We start from the raw sequence: 19,207 nt of genomic DNA on the forward strand, positions 1-19,207 counted from the left end.
CCGGCGAAGTTCTGGATCGCACCGCACGCCACGAGCACCAGCGCACCCACGACCGAGATCGGCAGCAGGACACGGACCGTGCCCCGCACCAGGTCGGACCAGAAGTTGCCCAGCTCACCCGTACGCGACCGGGCGAAACCGCGCACCAGCGCGACCGCCACGGCCATGCCCACGGCCGCCGAAACGAAGTTCTGCACCGCCAGACCACCGGTCTGCACCACGTGACCCATGGCCTGCTCGCCGTAGTACGACTGCCAGTTCGTGTTCGCCACGAACGAGGCCGCCGTGTTGAACGCCTGGTCCGGATCGATCGACACGAACCCCAGCGAACCCGGCAGCGAACCCTGCACCCGCTGCAGCAGATACAGGAACAGGACACTCACCGCGGAGAACGCCAGAACACCACGCAGATACGCGGGCCAGCGCATCTCCACCGACGGGTTGGCCCCGATGGCCTTGTAGATCCACTTCTCGGGCTTGTAGTGCTTCTCCGAGGAGTACACCTTCGCCATGTGGTCACCCAGCGGCCGGTACGACAGGCCCAGAGCGACGATCAGCGCCAGAAGCTGGAGGACTCCAGCAAGAACAGGACTCATATCCGTACTCAGAACCTCTCGGGCTTGACGAGGGCGAGGACGAGATAGACCAGCAGGGCGGCGGCCACGAGGAGACCGACGATGTTCTCGGCACTCACAGCTTGGCCACCCCCTTGGCGATGAAGGCCACCAGCGCGAAGACCGCGATCGTGGTGACGACGAAGGCCACGTCGGCCATCGTGAGCTCCCGGATGCAGGAAGAAGGAAGAACGGATTCTCGGACGAGACGAGGAAATCGCCTTTCGGCCACGGATCGGCTCTCGTTAACGCCCCTCTTACGCCCCGCAGCGCGGTCTTGACGCCCCTCCTACGGCTCCCTGGCTCCCGTCGCGGAACCAGGCCACTCCCCCGCCCGTTCGCGTCTGCGCCCCGGCGGGTGCGGCTGGACCCCGGACATGAGGACGTCCAAGCCCTGCCGGCTGGTCGCCAGCACTACGCGGTCCCCCGCGCGCAGCACCCGGCCGTGCACCGGACGCCAGTCGAAGCCGGTGGCACGGTCGTACCGGATCCCCGCCAGGGTGTCCCCTGCGGTCGCCTGCGGAGGCGCCCCCGCCCCCACGGCGAGGACGCGCCATTCGTTCTCCCGGAACGCCTCGTGGACCGAGCGGCCTTCCAGCTCCGGGTGTCCGGCCACGTCCACGGCCGTGAAGAGCAGTGAGCCCCGCTCGACCGGCATCAGGCCCAGGACGTGGCGTCCCATCATGGCCGCGGCGAAGGCCGGCGCGGCGAGGGCGGAGACGCTGCGGCTGCGGGTGAGCGCGTCGGGGTACGAGGCGCGCATGGTGGCGGACACGGTCGCGGCGAAGTCGTCGTCGTACAGACGCATGACCACCCGGATCGCCGGGTTGATCTCCCGCGCGGCCATCGCGATGTCGAGGTTCTCCCCGTCGCCGTGCGTGACGACCAGGAGGGACTTGCTGTGCCGGATCCTGGCCTGCTCGAGCGCTCCGGGCGCGGTCGCATCCTCAAGGAGCAGGGGAACGCCCAGCTCACGGGCGTAGGCGACGCCGCGGGCCGCCGGGTCTCGCTCGATCACGACGACCTTGTGGTCGGTGGTCCGCAGACGGGCCAGGACGCGGGTGCCGATCTTCCCCAGGCCGACGAGGACGATGTGGTCGACGACCTCCGGTTCGGGTGGCTGGTTCGCCGAGCCGGTGCGGAAGGCTTCGGTGGCGTTCATGGTCGCCGCGACGACCAGCGGCAGGATGGCCAGCCCCACGAAACCGGCGATGAGCTGGAGTATCCGCCGTGCGGGGGACTCGTCCTCGCCGGTCGCGGGGTCGCCCATGGTGAAGATGTCCAGGAGCGGCAGATAGACGGCTCTCCACAGCGGGCCGTCCTCGCCCACCAGGTGGCCGAGGAGAGGGCCACGACGATCGCCGCGAGAACGCCGAAGACGGCCAGGACCTCGCGCGCGAGGAACACCTTCCAGGGCAGGTGCGAGAGCCGCGCACGCAGCCAGGCGCGGCCGCCTTCCCGGTCGTCCGGGACCCTCGGCGCGTGGTGGTGGGTGACCTCTTCGAGCATGAGCCGGCCGTGGGTGAACTGACGGCGGTCCGCGGTCCTGGTGTCGGGCAGCAGCTGAGTGCCTCCGAGGCCGGCGGTCTCCGCGGAGTCCTCGCTCGCCGGGTCGTTCTCGTGGGCCCCGGAGAGGACGGCGAGGGTGGCGAGGTCGGCGGTGTGAGGCGAGGTCCCGGCCGCCCGCACCACGCCCCGGAAGACCTTCCCCTCGACCTGGAGGGTGTGGCCCTCGCCGACCGCGGCGGCGGCAACCAGCTCGGGGACGGCCGTTTCGCTGTCGGAGAGGACGGTCGTCGAGGCGTCCGACTCTCCCTGCACACCGGCGGCCCGGTCCAGGAGCTGCTCCAGGTGACGCCCCCGCTCGCGGTGGTACATGCGGATGACCAGGCGTATGGAGGGATTGAGGGTGCGGGCCACGAGCGCGGCCGTCATGTTCACCTGGTCGTCGGCGTAGGTGAGGGCGAGGGCGGCGGCGCGTTCGACGCCCGCGGCCCGGAGCGTCCGCTCGTCGGGTCCGGGGGCGACGAGCAGTTCGATCGGGGAGTGCGGGTCGCGGTGCAGGGCGGCGATGTCGGCGCCGTGCCGGTCGCGCCGGGAGGGGAGGACGACGGTGACCGCCTCGCCGCACACGGCGGCGAGTTCGACGGCGAGGCGGTGGGCGAGACCGTCGTCCCCGCAGATCACCATGTGTGGGGAGCGCTGCCCAAGTGGCATGCGGAGATGGATCGTTGACGTCACGATCGGTCAGCCTGCCGAACCGGGCCCGCCGCGTCTCCCTTCGCACGGGAGTTCGGCGTCAAGGTCGTGTCAGGATCGCCGGGCGACTTCCGACCTGGGTCGGGCAGGCCTTGCCGGCCTCGACGGTGCTGGCGGTGCTGGCGGTCCCGGCGGGCGTTGGACCTGACGCCCGAGTCGGCGCGCGAGCCCCCCTCGCGGCAGCCGCCGCGCCCGTGTCCGGGCGCACCCCGCGGGACCGGTACCGCGCCCCGCCGGTACCGGCGGGGCGCGGAGTGCACCGCGGTCAGGCGATCCGGGCCGCCCGGCCGAATTCGCGGGCCGTCGGTTCCGTCCGCGACGCCAGGGCCGAGGCCGAGGGACTGGTGACCGCGGGGGCGGTGAGCGTCGGGTCGACGGTCAGGAGCCCGGCGCCGAGCGGCTCGGCCAGGGAGCGCAGGACCGAATCCGAGAGCCGGATCCAAGGCTGCTCCGCGCCGAGGGTGGCGGTCAGCCTGTCCACCGTGGTGAACGCGACAGCGGTACGGCTGCCCAGCGGCGTGCGGAAGACACGGACCGCCACCGCGCGTGTTCCCGGCCGGACCGGGACGTACAGGAGCCCGGCCGGGTCGGGTTCCTCGGGCTCGGGATCGTCGTCGTACTGGAAGAGGCACATGAGGCGCTCCTTGAGGAACCTCGAACGGGCAGGTGACCTGCCGGACGCGTGAGCGCGATCCGGCACGGCTCCGAAGCTATGCCCGACTCCCCGCACCCATGGCCGACCCCTGACGGGTCCTTGACGGCCACCGGTCGTCTTCATGCGCATCCCTGACACGCCCGGGCCTGTCGTCAAGCGCAGTGCGCTCCCGCTGGGCGAGGTCCACACGCTCGAAGGCCAGTCGTACCGCCTCGCGCACCGAGTGCATCCGGCCGGTGCCCGCGGCGTGGTCCGACGGCCCGCCCTGCCCGGGTGACGAACTCGGCGCCCCGGCGCCCGCCGTCATGGAACGCACCCGCCCCTCGCTGAGGGTCGGGGTTCAGGCGACTCCGAGACGCCACAGGGAGGTCGTCTCCCCCACGCGGGCCCGGTGCAGGGGGTCCGACGGGTCTGTCGCACGCGGGTGGCGCGGCTTCGTGACCGTGCGGGACAGGACGCGCAGGCCCGCGGCCCGGATGGTGTCTTCGAGTTCCGTACGGCCCCGCAGCCCGAGCCGTTCGGCCAGGTCGGAGAGGATCAGCCAGCCCTCTCCGCCAGGCTCCAGATGGTGCGGAAGACCGGCCAGGAAGCGCCGCAGCATCCGACTGCCCGGGTCGTAGACCGCTTGGTCGAGCGGGGTACGGGGACGGCCCGGGAGCCAGGGCGGGTTGCAGACGATCACGTGGGCGCGGCCTGCGGGGAACAGGTCCGCGTGCCGCACGGCGATCCTGTCGGCCAGGCCGAGCCGGGCGATGTTGTCGCGGGCGCACTGGACAGCGCGTGCGTCCTGGTCGGTGGCGACGACGTGGCGCAGACCCCGCCGGGCGAGCAGGACGGACAGCACGCCCGTGCCCGTGCCGATGTCGAAGGCCGTGGCTCCCCTGGGGAGTCTCGCTTCGGCCACCAGATCCACGTACTCGCCCCGGACCGGCGAGAAGACACCGTAGTGCGGATGGATGCGTTCGCCGCCGAGCGCCGGGATCTCGACGCCCTTCCTGTACCACTCGTACGCGCCGATCACGCCGAGCAGCTCCCGCAACGAGCCGACTCCGGGGCCTTCTGACGGGCCGTATGCGTGCAGACACGCCTCGCGGACACGGGGCGCCCGACGCAGCGGGACCATCCAGTCGCAGCCGTACGGCACGAGCAGCATCCCCAGCAGCCGTGCGCGCCTCTCCTGCTCTCGACGGTGCCGCCCGAACGCCTCGGCAGGACTCTGGGCCAGAGCGGGCTGCCTGCGCTCACTGCGTCGGCCGAGGGCCCCCAGGAGCCGGCGCGCGGACTCGTAGTCCCCGGACCACATCAGGGCGGAGCCCTCGGCCATCAGGCGGTGCACCGCGGCGACACTGATGGTGTCCGCGACGGTGACGATGTGCTGCGGTCGCGGGACCCCGTTCGCCGAGTACCAGCGGACCGGCTGCTCCCACGCGCCGTCCGTCATCGCGTACGTGACCTCAGTTGTCATCGAACATCAGCTTCCATGAGGGTCGATCCTCGATCCCCTGGATCCCCCGGCACGTTCTGGCCGGAATCATTCGCGATCTCTTGACGCAGCACGACCGGCGCCCGACGCGATGCCCACGCCTTGCGGCCGGCCGGGCACGGACGACGTCCGGACTCTCCGGCACCGCCAGGGACCTCCGTACGGCATGAGGTGGCCTCGGTCAGCCTTCGTCCGGGTCACGCCTCGAAGCGGTAGCCCATGCCCGGTTGGGTGATGAAATGGCGCGGCTGCGACGGGTCGGGTTCGAGTTTGCGCCGCAGATGCGCCATGTAGACCCGGAGGTAGTTGGTCCTGTTCCCCGCGTGGTGGCCCCACACCTCCTCCAGCAGTTGCCGCTGGCTGACGAGCCGGCCCGTGTTGCGGATCAGCGTCTCCAGCAGGTGCCACTCGGTGGGCGTCAGCCGCACGTCGTGGGCGGCACGCCGGACCTTCTTCGCCACGAGGTCGACGCTGAAGTCGTCGGTGGTGACGACGTGCACCTCGTCAGCGGCCGGCCCGGTGCTCTCTCTGCGGCGGACGGCGGCCGTCAGCCGGGCAAGGAGTTCGTTCATGTCGAAGGGCTTCGTCACATAGTCGTCGGCACCGGCGTCGAGGGCCGCGACCTTCTCGTCGGAGGTACGACGGGCGGAAACGACCACGATCGGCACTCTGCTCCACCGACGCAACTCCTTGATCACATGGAGTCCGTCCATGTCCGGCAGACCCATGTCCAGCAGGATCACGTCCGGAAGGGCGCCCGCGGCGATCCTCAGCGCCGCGACACCGCCGGTCGCCGCGGCCACGTCATGGTTGCGTGCCTTCAGATTGATCGTGAGAGTCCGGACCAACCCGGGATCGTCCTCGACCACGAGCACCTGGCTCATCGACGTGCGGCCTTTCTGTTCCAGGAAACGTGCCCGTGCGGATGTTCGCTCCTGGGTGGCGAACGAACTCCCGGACGCTTGGAGAGAATCACCTCTCGGCCACGACGCGGCTTCCGTTGACGACGCCCTGACGGGGCCATGCACCGTCTTGACGCATCTCCTCCACCCGGTCGGCCCACGGGGAGGGGGAAGACACCCGGCGTACGGCTCCTCACATGCCGGCGGTTCCCTGCGTACCGACGCCGTACGGTGTCCGCGCCGCCGTCGTTCCCGCCGGTTCCGCGACGGGCAGGGAGACGACCATCGTCAGGCCGCCGCCCGGGGTGTCCTCCGGGGTGAGGGTGCCCGCCATGGCCTCGGTGAGGCCGCGGGACAGGGCGAGCCCGAGGCCGACGCCGGTGGTGTTGTCGGTGTCGCCCAGCCGCTGGAACGGTTCGAAGACCCGTTCCCGGTCGGTGGGCGGAAGGCCCGGGCCGCGATCGACGACGCGCACTTCGACGCGGTCGGCGAGCGCGCTCGCGGTGACCATCACCGGGGTTCCCGGTGGGGCGAAGCGCGCGGCGTTGCCGATGAGGTTGGCGATGACGCGTTCGAGGAGGGGCGGGTCGGCGAGGAGCAGCGGGATCGCCTCCACGCCGTGGAGCACGGGCGGTGCCGCGTCCGGAGGCAGCGAGTCCAGGGCGGACGGCAGGACCTCCTCCAGACTCGTGGCCCGAAGATTCAAGGTGAGCGCTCCGGCCTGGAGCCGGCTCATGTCCAGCAGATTGTCGATGAGCCGGCTGAGGCGCGCCATGGACTCGTCCGCGGTCGCGAGCAGTTCCCCCCGCTCCTCGTCCGTGAAATGGACATCGGGGCTGCGGAGGGAGCCGACCGCCGCCCAGCCCGCGGCCAGGGGGGTGCGCAGGTCATGGCTGACGGCCGCGAGCAGTGCGGTGCGCATCCGGTCGGCGGCCTTGACCGGTTCGACCTCGGCGGCGGCCTCGGCGAGCCGGGCCCGCTCGACGGCCGCGGAGACATGAGCCGCGAACGCGGCGAGGACCCGGCGTTCGGAGGACGGCAGGGCGCGGCCCCGCAGGACGAGGTGGAGGCCGGGGCCCACGGGTACCTGGGTCGCGGCGGGGTCGTCCGCCGGCTGCTCCACGAGTTCGGCGGAGTCCATCGCGAAGGTCTCCCGCGTACGGGCCAGGAGTGCCGGAATCGCCTGGTCGCCCCGTACGACGTCGCCGGTGAGGGAGGAGAGCGTCTCCGCCTCGGCCGTGGCGGCGGCGGCGCGCCGGGACATTCTGAGGGACCGGTCCACGATCGCGGCCACCGTGCCCGCGACCAAGCCGAAGACGAGGAGGGCGAGCAGGTTGTCGGGGTCGCTGAAGCTGAACTCGCCGATCGGCGGTATGAACCAGTAGTTGAGCAGCAGGGACGCGGTCACCGCGGCGACGAGCGCGGAGGCGACCCCGCCGATGGAGGCCACGCCCACCACGGTCACCTGGAACAGCAGCGCTTCGCTCGTCAGGTTGAAGGTGCCCCGGGTGCGGTCGAGGAGGAGCGTGAGCAGAACGGGCAGGACGAGGCCCGCCACGGGCCCGGCGACGAGTCGGGAGGTCGGCAGGGTCCGGCGGCGGGAGGGCAGCAGCCGGCCGCGCCCGGCCCGCTCGTGGGTGACGATGTGGACGTCGATGTCGGAGGAGAGCGCGACCGTCGTCTCGCCGATGCCCCGGCCGGTGAGGAAGCGTTCGAGCCGGCCGCGCCGACTCGTCCCCAGGACCAGCTGGGTGGCGTTCTCGGCGCGTGCGAACTCCACCAGCGCGGTGGCCACGTCGTCGCCCACGACCGTGTGGTAGGTGCCGCCCACGCTCTCGGCCAGGCGCCGCTGCCGGGCGAGCGCGGAGTGCGAGGCGCCCGCGGCGAGACCGTCGCTGCGGACGACGTGTACGGCGAGCAGGGCGCCGCCCTGGGCCGCGCGGTCGGCGATCCGGGCGGCGCGGCGGATCAGCGTCTCGCCCTCCGGCCCGCCGGTCAGCGCCACCACGACCCGCTCGCGGGTCTCCCACACCCTGCCGATGCCGTGCTCGGAGCGGTACTTCCGCAGGGCCTCGTCCACGCGGTCGGCGGTCCAGAACAGGGCCAGTTCGCGCAGTGCGGTGAGGTTGCCCGGCAGGAAGTAGTTGGCGAGCGCGGCGTCGATCTTCTCGGGCGGGCAGACGTTGCCGTGGGCCATCCTGCGGCGTAGTGCCTCCGGAGGGATGTCCACGAGCTCGATCTGGTCGGCCCGGCGTACGACGTCGTCGGGCACCGTCTCCAGCTGCGGAACGTTGGTGATCTTCACGACGACGTCGTTGAGGGATTCGAGGTGTTGGATGTTGACGGTGGCGACGACGTCGATGCCGGCGGCCAGCAGCTCCTGCACGTCCTGCCAGCGCTTGGCGTTGCGGCAGCCCGGAACGTTGGAATGGGCGAGCTCGTCGACCATGACGACGTCCGGGCGGCGGCGCAGCACGGCGTCGAGGTCGAGCTCGGGATACGTACTGCCGCGGTACTCCCGTCGGGATCGTTCCAGTACCTCCAGGCCGTCCAGCATCGCCTCAGTGTGGGGCCGGCCGTGGCACTCCACGTATCCGACGACCACGTCCGTGCCACGTGCGGCCCGGCGCCGGCCCTCGTCCAGCATGCGGTATGTCTTCCCGACGCCGGGTGCGGCGCCGAGAAAGACCTTGAGCGTTCCCGGGCGCCTCGCGGGCAGAGGCGAGACGGCCGGGGCTTCTTCGTGCTTCAGAACTTCTCCGGGCGGATCAGGGCGGCCACCAGGTAGCCGACCAGGCTGATGGCCACGATGAGGCCGACGACGTTCTCCACGCCCATGCACGAACAACTCCCTTTGCCCGTACGTATTTTGGAGTACGGATTCAGATACACAGAACCGCGCCTCCTCCGGGGCGCACAGTCAGCTTGACGGCTCCCTTGCGCGGTCCGGGGCGATGCTGACGCAGTCCTGACGCATCCCATACGGATAGGGTGAGGACGGGGTGCCGGGCCCGGAGGTCATCGGACTCGTCGTGCTCCGGTGCTCGCCAGTACCGACCCGGTGGCCGTGACCGCGCTCGGCAGGCGGCCGGCGCTGCCGCCGCGGGTCACCGCTCCCGACAGACCTGGGATATCGCGATACCGCACCCAAGGGCTTCCCCAGCCGGCCGCTTCCGGCCGTCGATGCACAGCTCCACGACGGGACCCTCGCCCCGGCAGTTGCGCCGTCATCTGGCGTGGCGGGAAGACACTCGCAGGAATCAGTCTTGCCCACATGCCCTCTGCGGCGGCAATGTCGATATCGTCCGAGCCGGGAGTCTCAATCGCCACCCATCAAGGCGGCACTCCGTCCTGATACGCCATCACGGAAGTCAGGAACAGAACAGACAGGAGACGCTTCCAGTCGCCACGCAGCGCCAAGGTCATCTACCTCGGGAACGCCACCTGATCTGCGAAGACACAAGTCAAAGGCCCTTCCGCCAGAAGCACAAGGAGACACCCATGAGGATGCTGATCAACGTCCCCTAGTTTGGTGCGGCCGCAGGTCAGGGCCATGCTGTGGAGCCGTTGGTCAGCAAACTCCCAGCATGAGTCAGGAGCGGTGTACGTGGCGACCAAACTCATCCGTGGGATGGGCAGTTTCTTCAAGACCTGCAGCTGCAAACGGCAGGGCGGATGCGCACACCCCTACGCTATCCGGTTCCGCGACGGAACGGGGCGGCAGTGCGAGGAGACGGGCTACCCGACACAGGGCGACGCCCTCGACCGTCTCACGCAGGTCTACAGGGAGAAGCGCAGCACTCCCGTGCAGCAGTCCGAGATGAAGCGCACGCTGGGCAAGCAGCGTTTCGGTGAGTACGCAGGCACCTGGCTTCCGCGTCAGCGCCACTTCGCACCCGGCACGGTACGCACGGTCAAGCAGCTGCTCGACCGCCAGCTGCTCCCGGTCCTCGAGTCCCGCCGGATCAACAGCTTCTCGCCGACCGTCATCGACGACTTCATCATGTCGATGGAGGAGCGCAAGGTCGGCCTGGCCACACAGCAGAACGCCTTCGACACCCTCAAGAAGATTCTGCGAGACGCCCACCGCAGGGGCGGGATAGCCGACGATCCCCTCCGGGGTGTTGTCCCACCGGAGTACATCCCCACTCGAATCACCATCCCCTCCGTGGAGGAGATCCACGCCCTCAAGGAGGTCGCTTCCAAATCGCTCGTCGTCGTCATAGACCTGATGTCCGGGTGTGGGCATCGGAACGGCGAGGCGTTCGCAGCCAGCCTCGAAGGGATGGTCGCTGACGACGTGTACCGCATCACCGAGCAGATCGAAGGGAGGACTCGCCAGCGCGCCCCGCTCAAGCACCGCAAGGCCGGCGACTTCCGCGAAGTCCCCATGCCGGCCACGGTCCGGGAGTCCCTCCTCCGGTACGCGCACGACGTCGGCACAGACCAGAACGGCTTTCTGCTGCGCACTCAGCGCAGCCCACACTGGGCGTACACGACGCTCGACTATCAGTGGAGTGCCTCCAGGAGGCGGGCTGGCATCACACGGAAGCTGAACCCGTACTCCCTGCGCCACTTCTTCGCCTCGAACTGCCTGTCCAAGGGAATCCCCATCACCGACGTGGCCGAGTGGATGGGGCACTCGAACATCAACATGACGTACCGCATGTACCGCCATCTGATGCCGGCATCCATCGGTCGCGCAGCCAAGGTCCTTGAGGACGGGCTCTAACGGGAAAAACCGGGGGCCGCGTTGCCACCCGGCCCCTTCTTCATGAAACCTTCTGTTGCTGCGCCCATCGTTCGAGGTCCTCGACCTTGAACTTAAGCCGCCCCCCGAAGTAGTAGCGAGGAAGGCCATGCCTCCGCGAATCGCGATACATCCACCGCTGAGACATACCCAGACCCTCCCCTGCGGGCCAGGCCTCGAACGGCCCGCTGCCCTGCTGTCGGCGATGCGGAAGCTGATGTCCACCGAGGCGCGCAGCCTGTGCCGCACGGGCGGTCCGCTCGACGGCCACGCGGAGTGGATCGCTGCGTTCGAACGGGCGGGCACGACCCTCGCCTACCTGGCCGCGCAGGGCGAGCTGACCCGCGGCCTGCGCGCCGTCATAGCCCACCACGTGATCTTTCACGCCAACCGTGCCGGCCTGCCCTCCGCAGAGCAGCACACCCTGTTCCCCATCGCACGAGAGGTAGTCATGGGATCGAGTGACAACACCGCGTCCGCCAAGGCGAGCAGCTCCGCCGCCGAAAGCGTCAGCGCGGTGAACACCGACACGCTCACCACACCCAACGCCGAGGCCGCGCGCTGCGCAACGCCCTGGTCGACCAGATCAAGGCCGAGGGCCACGCCCGGACCCCCGAGGTCGAAAACGCCCTACGTACCGTCCCGCGGCACCGGTTCGTCCCCGACGCGCCGCTCCCCGACGCCTACGCCAACGCGCCGGTGAACATCAAGTACGACCCCGACGGCACGTCGATCTCCTGCGCCTCCCAGCCCAGCGTCGTCGCTCTCATGCTGGACCAGCTCCAGGCCCAGCCCGGCGAGCGCATCCTCGAACTCGGCGCCGGCACCGGCTACAACGCCGCCCTCATCGGCCACCTCGTCGGACCCGACGGGCACGTCACCACCATCGACGTCGACGACGACCTGGTCGAAGGCGCCCGCACCCACCTCGCCGACGCCGGCTTCACCAACGTCGAGGCCCTGACCCGCGACGGAGCCCTCGGCCACGCCGAGGGAGCACCGTACGACCGGATCATCGCCACGGTCGGCGCACACGGCATCCCCCGCCCCTGGCTCGACCAGCTCGCCCCCGGTGGCCGGCTCGTCACCCCGCAGCGGCTCAAGGGCAGCGTCTCGCGCTCCATCGTCTACCAGGAGCGCGACGGCCGCTGGATCTCGTCCGGCTCGCAGATGAACACCTTCATGCCGCTGCGACGCGGCATCGCCGACGACGACCGCCGCCTCATTCCCCTCTCCACGCAGAGCACCGTGCGCCTCCAGGCCCCCGCCGGGCAGCGATCGACGCCGACGCCCTCGCCGGCTTCCTGGAACAGCCCCGGATCGAGGAGTGGACCGGGATGAAGGTCCGCGCCATGGAGAGCCCGGAGTGGATGGAGCTGTTCGTCTCCTGCTCCGTGCCCTCCGGCCTGATCCGGATGCTGTTCCCGCAGAACGCCAAGGGCACCGTCCTCACCGACGACCCCTACCCGTCGGCCACGGCCGCCGTGGACAAGGGCGCGCTCACCTACCTGGCCCGGCGCCTGCTGGACGAGAAGACGCCCGAGGGCGGCAAGCTCTGGGAGTTCGGCGTCATCGGCCACGGCCCCGGCAGCGACGAGCTGGTCTCCAAGGTGGCCGACGCCATCCGTACCTGGGACCGCGAGTACCGCGGCCGGGAAGCCACGTTCGAGCTCCTTCCGCTCGACGGGCCCCCGGTCGAGCAGCGGCCCGGTGTGTTCGTCCTCGACACACCGCTGAACCTCGTCCTCGTCGCCTGGCAGCAGACCGCGGTGCGGGGCCCGCCACCCGGCGGCGGGCCCCGTCATGCTCCCTCGTACCGTTCCCGCTAGGGAGATCTCATCGACCCGTACGACCCCATAGCCCAGCGCTTCCCCCTCCTCTCCGGCTTCCGCCCCGCCTGTCGGCCCCTCCCGCAACGCATCCGCGCCCTGGTCGAACTCTCCACCATCGCCGAAGCGAAGGCGGACCAGGGCCTGGCGTCCGCGGTCTACAACCAGGCGGCGCTCCTCGCCTCAGACCTCGGCCTCCCTGACCTCGCACGAAAGTGGTGCCACCAGCACGCCGCCGCCTACCTCCACGCCGCGCCCCTCCCCGGCATGACCGCCATCCGGGCCCTCGAACCGGTGGTCAACCTCGCCCGCCTCCAGATCCGCGCCGGCAACACCAACGACGGCCGCCATCGCCTCCTCGCCCTCTTCGACACCGTCATCAACGCCACCGCCGCCCAGTTCGAAGACGTCCGCATCCCCGCAGACCTGACCACCAGCAACGCCGACCGCGACGAGGTACGTGTCTGGCTATGGCGGGTGATCCTGGCCGACGGCACCCGCACCCTCACCGCCGCCGGCCGCTGGAGTGAAGCCCTGGCCCACATCGAAAAGCACAACGGCATCGGACTGCGAATGCTGGACGGTCGACAGGTCGCCGTACTCGCCGCCCTCAGCAGCGATCCGGGCCACGCCGTCGACCTCGTCGCCCAGACGACTCCCGGCGAGCCCTGGGAGAACGCCATCACCTCCTGCCTGACAGTGATGTGCCACCGAGCCGTGCACCGTCCCGTCGACGGCCTGCTCGCCGAACTGGCGGAGACCTACATACAGCTCGAACCCGAGATCGGCATGACCGTCTTCGACACTCGGCTCGGGCTGACCGTCCTGGACCTCTACGACCAACCCGACAGCCACGCGGCGCACCGTGTCGCCGAGGAGCTGTACAGCCGAACCATCAACTCCGCCGACGGCTACGCCGCCCGCGAGTGTCTGATGAACGCCCGCTTCATGGCTCTGGTGCCCCTCGAGGAGGAGAGGCACGCACGCGATCTTCTTCACGCGTGTGCATTGGAGAGCGGTGAACTGTCCACGTCCTCGGCTGCCCGACTGGGGCGAGCTCTTTGGGTCAGCAACAGAGTGATTCGGAGAAGCATGGCTCGACCGCGCTAACGAGTTCGTGCACGGCAGGCGTCGAGACGATGGCGGGGCACGGCTTCCCATGTGCCGTGCCGAGAACAGGTCCGCGTGGCCAAAGCAGACAACGCGAAGCTCTCCCGCGGCGGTTCAGCCCCGCGCGGGCGGAGCGGACTTCACGCGCACGCTCAAGCAGGGGCTCGTCGACGGTTCAGCCCCGCGTGGGCAGAGCGGACGAGCAAACGTTCTTCGTCAGGCCGTACGGCCACGGTTCAGCTCCGCGCGGGCGGAGCGGACATGGACGCGGGATACCTCAGCGTCAACCTGCTCGGTGCAGCCCCGCGCGGGCGGAGCGGACGGGGCCGTGACGGTGGCGTTCTCCTGCGCGTCCGGTTCAGCCCCGCGTAGGCGGAGCGGAGATGGCCCGGATCCGATCCATCAAACCGGACTTCAGTTCAGCCCCGCGCAGGCAGAGCGAACTAGTACCGATCCCGCTCGGTTGCGACCGCCCACGGTTCAGCCCCGCGCAGGCGGAGCGGACGTACGCGTGCCGCCGGCCCTGTCGGCGAGGGACGGTTCAGCCCCGCGCGGGCGGAGCGGACCCGTACGAGGTGCGGTAAATCTACGGCTCAGTCCCGCGCGGGTGGAGCTGACGCGGCCCAGACCAGAACCTTTCCGGATGATGCTGGGTTCAGCCCTGCGGAGGCGGAGCGGACTCCGAGCCGGCCGTAGCAGGTGGCGCGCTGCATGGTTCAGCTCCGCGCGGACGGAGCGACCCCCTCGATCATCGCTTTCGGATGCGCGGTCTGCGGTTCAGCCCCGCGAGGGCGGCGCCGACCGCGCTGTGGCGTGGGCCTGGATCCAGCTGGACGGTTCAGTCCCGCGTGGGCGGGGCGGACTCCGCCGTGGCCGGCTGGGCACCCGTGTAGATCGGTTCAGCCCCGCGCGGGGAGGGCGGACGCGGGGAGGGCGATCATCGCGCTGTCGTCGGCGGTTCAGCCCCGCGCGGGCGGAGCAGACAACGTGTGAGTTCGGGCGAGCTGGAGATCAGTCGGTTCAGCCACGCGTGGGCAGAGCGGACAGGACGTTGCGGGTGATGCCCTGATGTCGCAGCAGTTCAGCCCCGCGCGGGCGGAGCGGACGGCCGGACATCGTACGGCCGAAGACAGATTGTCGGTTTGGCCCCGCGCAGGCAGGGCGGGCCCACGCATGGGTTCGCTCATCCGCGCACTCATCGGTTCAGCCCCGCGTCGGCAAGGCGAACCGCTGGCACATCAAGGATCTCGTTTCCACTGCCAGTTCAGCCCCGCACAAACGGAGCGGACGGAGAGAACGCAACCGGCGCCGTCGTGAACAACAGTTCAGCCCCGCGCAGGCGGAGCGGAGAAGCCCTCGACCGCAGCAATGGCCTTGGTCAGCGGTTCAGCCCCGCGCGGGCGGGGCAGACGACACCGGGGTGCCGTGCTTCGGCGGGTCGGCCGGTTCAGTCCCGCGCAGGCGGAGCGGACACCTTCAACCTCACGACCGAAGGCACAGACTATGGTTCAGCCCCGCGCGGGCGGAGCAGACAACGCGATGGCCTTGGCCACCTGCCGCATCTGCGGTTCAGCCCCGCGCGGGCGGAGCAGACGCCCTCTTCACCGAGGAGGGCTACGCGCCGATCGGTTCAGCCCCGCGCAGGCGAAGCGGACGCGGGGCTGAACGACTCCGCCCGATCGGCATGCACGGTTCAGCCCCGCGCGGGCGGAGCAGACGCGGGCGTTTTGGTCGAAGACTACTGCCAAGACGGTTCAGTCCCGCGTCGGCAAGGCGGACGGCTGGCACATCAAAGACGTGGTCTCCACTGCCGGTTCAGCCCCGTGCGGGCGGAGCAGACGCCGGCGTCTCGACGGTGAGAGCGCCCTCGGACGGCCCAGCCTCGCGCGGGCGGAGCGGACGGCGTCTCGCCCCTCGCCGTCACGAAGTGGGACGGTTCAGCCCCGCGTGGGCGGAGCGGACATCCCGGGGCGGGTGCCGATCTTGATCAGGTACGGTTCAGCCCCGCGCGGGTGGAGCGGACGCGCTATAGCCCTGCTTGACGTACTCGCAGGTCGGTTCAGCCCCGCGTGGGCGGAGCGGACCCGCCTGCTCGACGAGCGGGCGCTCGACGTGCGGTTCAGCCCCGCGCGGGTGGGGCGGTCATCAGCCACTGGGCGATGATGCCCGATGGCAGCGGTTCAGCTCCGCGCGGACGGAGCGGACGCCGCGACCGAACTGGACGGCCGTCGTAGGACCGGTTCAGCTCCGCGCGGGCAGAGCGGACTTCGCACGTACACGTCTGGAGGGCCGAGCGGCCGGTTCAGCCCCGCGCGGGCGGGGCGGACACGACCGGCATCGCCCGATGCCGTCCGGCCGGCGGTTCAGCCCCGCGCGGGCGGAGCGAACGTGTCGGGGTTGAAGATCACCAGCCGCGTCTTCGGTCCAGCCCCGCGCGGGCGAAGCGGACATCTGGCCGTCCGTGCCGATCGGGATCGCGTACGGTTCAGCTCCGCGCGGGCGGAGCGGACGAGGCCCTGGCAGTCGCGGCCTACGTCGTGATCGGTTCAGCCTCGCGCGGGCAGAGCGGACGCGTTCAACGACCTGAACCTGCTCGGCGCGATCGGTTCCGCCCCGCGCGGGCGGGGCGGACACACTGGGGTCGGCCAGGAGCTGGATTTTAGTCTGGTTCAGCTCCGCTCGGGCAGAGCGGACCAGTAGCCGCGGCCGCCGCGCCACTGCTTGGTCGGTTCAGCACCGCGCGGGCGGAGCAGACGGATCCAGGCCATGTCAGCGGCCCTGGAATGCCGCTCAGCCCCGCGTGGGCGGAGCAGACTTCATCGGCGATGAGCCGACGCTCCACCCCGACGGTTCAGCCCCGCGCAGGCGGAGCGGACTCCGGGGCGGACCTACGGTAGTACTCATGCGTCGGTTCAGCCTCGCGCGGGCGGAGCGAACCCGGCGATGATCGCCCGCACCTTGTCCTGGATCAGTTCAGCCCCGCGCGGGCGGAGCGGACGAGATCGAGGGCCTGCAGAACAAGATCCGCAACGGTTCGGCCCCGCGCGGGCAGGGCGGACTCGAGCTGCGAGATCTCCGCCCGGATCGCGTCCGGTTCAGCCCCGCGTAGGCGGGGCAGGCGCCGTCGTCATCCCCCGCAAATTCCTCACCCGCGGTTCAGCTCCGCGCGGGCGAGGCGGAGATCAGCCGCTGGGCGGTGATGCCCGATGGCAGCGGGTCAGCCCCGCATGGGCGGAGCAGACGCGGCCACGGGCCCCATCTCGACTTCGCCCGTCGGTTCAGCCCCGCGCGGGCGGAGCAGACCCCAAGACCACACCCGGCGGCATCGGCAAGAACGGTTCAGCTCCGCGCGGGCGGAGCTGACGCCAGCACCGACGTCGTCACCGACCTGCTCATCGGTTCAGCCCCACGCAGGCGAAGCGAACGCAGGCCGTGGCCCGGCCTCCTTCATCATGGGCGGTTCAGCCCCGCGCGGGCGGAGTGAACACGGCCTTGACGCCGTTGTGGGTGGCCGGTTCAGCTCCGCGTGGGCGGAGCGGACTCCCTACGCGGCCATGCACATTTTACCGACCACCGGTTCAGCCCCGCGTGGGCAGGGCGGACGGCGGCCTCGTCTGCCGCGAGAACTTCCTGCACGGTTCAGCCCCGCGCGGGCGGAGCGGACGCTCTGCGACCTGCGATTTTCTAGGAGATTTGCGATTTCTTTACCTAGGCCGAGGATGAGCAGCGGGGGGTGTCCGTAGCGTCACGCTGCCGGCCTGCCTGCCTGCCGGTTGCCCGGGGCTTGTCATCGCAGGCGTGCCAAGGGCCTGGGGGCAACGAGCCGGGCATTGTCAGACCCCTCTCCTAGGGTGGGCCGAGCAACGGTGATCCCGTCGCATCGACTGTTGGCCATGGGTTGGCTTATCGCCGGGCGGCATCTTGATCTCCGGGCGATCGGCAAGCCGGATCGTTGAACAGGACTCCTAATGCGTGCTTCTGACGAGCCTTTAGTTGAAGAAGGGGGAGGCGTGCCCAATGCTGAGGACATCCGTTACCCGCAGGTACGGGTGCGGGTCCGGTCCGATGCCGATCCCGTCGCGCTCGCCGAGCTGATCCCCGGCATGGCCCCGGGGGCCACGGTGACGGTGCCGTTACCGAAACTCGTCGCGGGTCTGCACCTCCTCGATACATACGTACCGGCCAACGTGGCGGCCGAGGCAGCGATCCGGCGTCTGGTGGCTGCGTTCGTCGCCCGGATCGGGGGCCTGGATCACGGCACGCAGGAGGAGTGGGAGGACCGGCTCGACGAGCTGCTGGGTGCCGGCCGTCTCGATTCGGCCGCGGTGAAGAGCTACTTCAGCCGGTTCGTGTTCGATCTCGCCGATCCGGTACGGCCGTTCCTGCAGCATCCCGCGCTGGCCGCGGAGTGTTCGAAGTCGGCGTCGCCCGGCAAGTTGCATTTCGATCGGGCGGCGGGGAACAACGCTCCGTGGTGGGACCACACCCCGCAGGATGTGCCGATGGACCTGGTCACTGCGTTCGAGGGGATCGTGCTGTGGCGGGGGTACGGGTCCTGTGGCACCGGCGCGCAGCGTAATCACCGCGGGAAGAACACCAAGACGATGAAGGCCGGTCCCTACCGGAGCCTGGTCTCGTATTTCCCCGAATGCCGAAACCTGTTCCTGTCAGCGCTCCTGTCATGCCCGCCTCCGGCTGTTTGGCCGACGGGAACTGGGGAGGACTTGGCGCCGTGGGAAGCGGACGCGCCAGCCGATCCGATGGCCCCGATGGTTCCGGCCGGCCCGGTCGGACTGCTCACCGGCCGCGCCGCGCACCACATCCTGGCCAACGTCACAGACGGCCAGATCTCGGGGTGCTGGGTGGCCTGGGGCACGCTCGCTGACCTACCGGCTGCCCGCGACCCGTTCGTCCTCGACCGGGAGAAAGGCGGCGCGGTCCGAGGTAGTCATCGGCGCGGGCTGCTGCGGGACTTCGACGCGCTGATCGCAGCCAGTGACCCGTCGGTGAAGGCCCCCGCAGGCGTGCACCGGCCCGCGTGGATCGACGTCTACGCTCAGCTGCCCGCCGAACAGCTGGAGGGTCTGGGGCCGGTGCGGGTGCGTGCTGTCGGCTATGACCAGGACAAGCGCGAGATGGGCGACTCGATCGCCTACACGGCCACCACCCCGGAGACCCTGGCGTCGTGTCTGCCTGGCCTTCAGCCGCAGCGAGCCCGGATCGTCGCGGTCGGCCGTCAGGACTGCGAACGCGCTGAACAGCACCTTACAGAGCAGCTGCGCAGGGCCTGGCGCAAGCTGGACCCCGGCGCGAAGTCCTCCCCCTGGGGGGAGCAGGCGCAGACCCAGTTCTGGGACCGCGCCGACCGGGTGTTCTGGGAAGCGGTGCGTACCGTCACCGACCCAGCCGGGGCACTGGCCAGGATGACGCTGGACCTCTACGACGAGGTGACCGCCGACGTGGCGACCAGCCCCGAGGGGTTTCTGCCCGTGGCCGAGCATCGTAAGTGGCTGCGCATCGGCCTTGCTCCGCGCAACGGCCGTATCCCGGAGGTCTCCAAGAGCCGGGGCAAAGGGACAGCGAGTGGATCTTGAACCGGTAATCG

Annotated in this window: 13 protein-coding genes and 1 pseudogene; 4 read left to right on the top strand and 10 right to left on the bottom strand. The window is 70.3% G+C overall.

Translation table 11 applies throughout. The annotated features are described in order from the left end of the window. The 10 genes from ACFQ79_RS20150 to kdpF (ACFQ79_RS20195) all read right to left on the bottom strand — a co-directional run. Positions 1 to 596 (bottom strand): potassium-transporting ATPase subunit KdpA (locus ACFQ79_RS20150; protein ID WP_383585310.1); only part of this gene is annotated, 596 nt, incomplete at its 3' end. A gap of 8 nt (positions 597 to 604) precedes the next feature. Beyond that, on the bottom strand, positions 605 to 694 hold the full coding sequence (gene kdpF, locus ACFQ79_RS20155; RefSeq protein ID WP_150264922.1) for a K(+)-transporting ATPase subunit F: 90 nt from the start codon (positions 692 to 694) through the stop codon (positions 605 to 607). After that, on the bottom strand, positions 691 to 846 hold the full coding sequence (locus ACFQ79_RS20160; RefSeq protein WP_189801717.1) for a hypothetical protein: 156 nt from the start codon (positions 844 to 846) through the stop codon (positions 691 to 693). Before ACFQ79_RS20160 ends, kdpF (ACFQ79_RS20155) begins: the two co-directional genes overlap by 4 nt. A gap of 57 nt (positions 847 to 903) precedes the next feature. Next, a complete protein-coding gene (locus ACFQ79_RS20165) occupies positions 904 to 1,815 on the bottom strand; it encodes a potassium channel family protein (protein WP_383585313.1) in 912 nt (303 codons plus the stop codon). After that, complete coding sequence (locus tag ACFQ79_RS20170) at positions 1,773 to 2,804, bottom strand: NAD-binding protein (RefSeq protein WP_383585317.1); 1,032 nt, start codon at positions 2,802 to 2,804, stop codon at positions 1,773 to 1,775. The genes ACFQ79_RS20165 and ACFQ79_RS20170 overlap by 43 nt, the downstream gene beginning before the upstream one ends. Before the next feature lie 334 nt (positions 2,805 to 3,138). Continuing rightward, positions 3,139 to 3,507: an SAV_915 family protein gene (locus ACFQ79_RS20175; protein WP_383585321.1), complete on the bottom strand. Its 369-nt coding sequence runs from the start codon at positions 3,505 to 3,507 to the stop codon at positions 3,139 to 3,141. Positions 3,508 to 3,868: 361 nt separating this feature from the next. Then, on the bottom strand, positions 3,869 to 4,993 hold the full coding sequence (locus ACFQ79_RS20180) for a methyltransferase (RefSeq protein WP_383585324.1): 1,125 nt from the start codon (positions 4,991 to 4,993) through the stop codon (positions 3,869 to 3,871). 215 nt (positions 4,994 to 5,208) lie between these two features. After that, positions 5,209 to 5,895, bottom strand: a complete 687-nt coding sequence (locus ACFQ79_RS20185; RefSeq protein WP_383585327.1) for a response regulator — start codon at positions 5,893 to 5,895, stop codon at positions 5,209 to 5,211. Positions 5,896 to 6,106: 211 nt separating this feature from the next. After that, positions 6,107 to 8,665, bottom strand: coding sequence for an ATP-binding protein (locus tag ACFQ79_RS20190; protein WP_383585416.1), 2,559 nt, complete (start codon positions 8,663 to 8,665; stop codon positions 6,107 to 6,109). Next, the gene (gene kdpF, locus ACFQ79_RS20195) at positions 8,662 to 8,751 is read right to left on the bottom strand and encodes a K(+)-transporting ATPase subunit F (protein WP_078626950.1); all 90 of its coding nucleotides are present in this window, start codon (positions 8,749 to 8,751) and stop codon (positions 8,662 to 8,664) included. Before kdpF (ACFQ79_RS20195) ends, ACFQ79_RS20190 begins: the two co-directional genes overlap by 4 nt. 769 nt (positions 8,752 to 9,520) lie before the next feature. Between kdpF (ACFQ79_RS20195) and ACFQ79_RS20200 the strand changes: the two genes are divergently transcribed. The 4 genes and pseudogenes from ACFQ79_RS20200 (at position 9,521) to ACFQ79_RS20215 (ending at position 19,196) form a co-directional block, all read left to right on the top strand. Next, on the top strand, positions 9,521 to 10,645 hold the full coding sequence (locus ACFQ79_RS20200; protein WP_383585329.1) for a tyrosine-type recombinase/integrase: 1,125 nt from the start codon (positions 9,521 to 9,523) through the stop codon (positions 10,643 to 10,645). Between the two features lie 196 nt (positions 10,646 to 10,841). Further along, positions 10,842 to 12,423 (top strand): annotated as a pseudogene (gene fxlM, locus ACFQ79_RS20205) (methyltransferase, FxLD system); the annotation flags it as partial. 336 nt (positions 12,424 to 12,759) lie between these two features. Next, positions 12,760 to 13,602 (top strand): hypothetical protein, encoded by an 843-nt coding sequence (locus ACFQ79_RS20210; protein WP_383585332.1) that lies wholly within the window; start codon positions 12,760 to 12,762, stop codon positions 13,600 to 13,602. 4,010 nt (positions 13,603 to 17,612) lie between these two features. Then, positions 17,613 to 19,196: a type I-E CRISPR-associated protein Cse1/CasA gene (locus ACFQ79_RS20215; protein WP_383585335.1), complete on the top strand. Its 1,584-nt coding sequence runs from the start codon at positions 17,613 to 17,615 to the stop codon at positions 19,194 to 19,196. Positions 19,197 to 19,207: the final 11 nt, after the last annotated feature.

The organism is Streptomyces sp. NPDC056480 (genome assembly GCF_042795405.1).
Classification (GTDB): domain Bacteria; phylum Actinomycetota; class Actinomycetes; order Streptomycetales; family Streptomycetaceae; genus Streptomyces.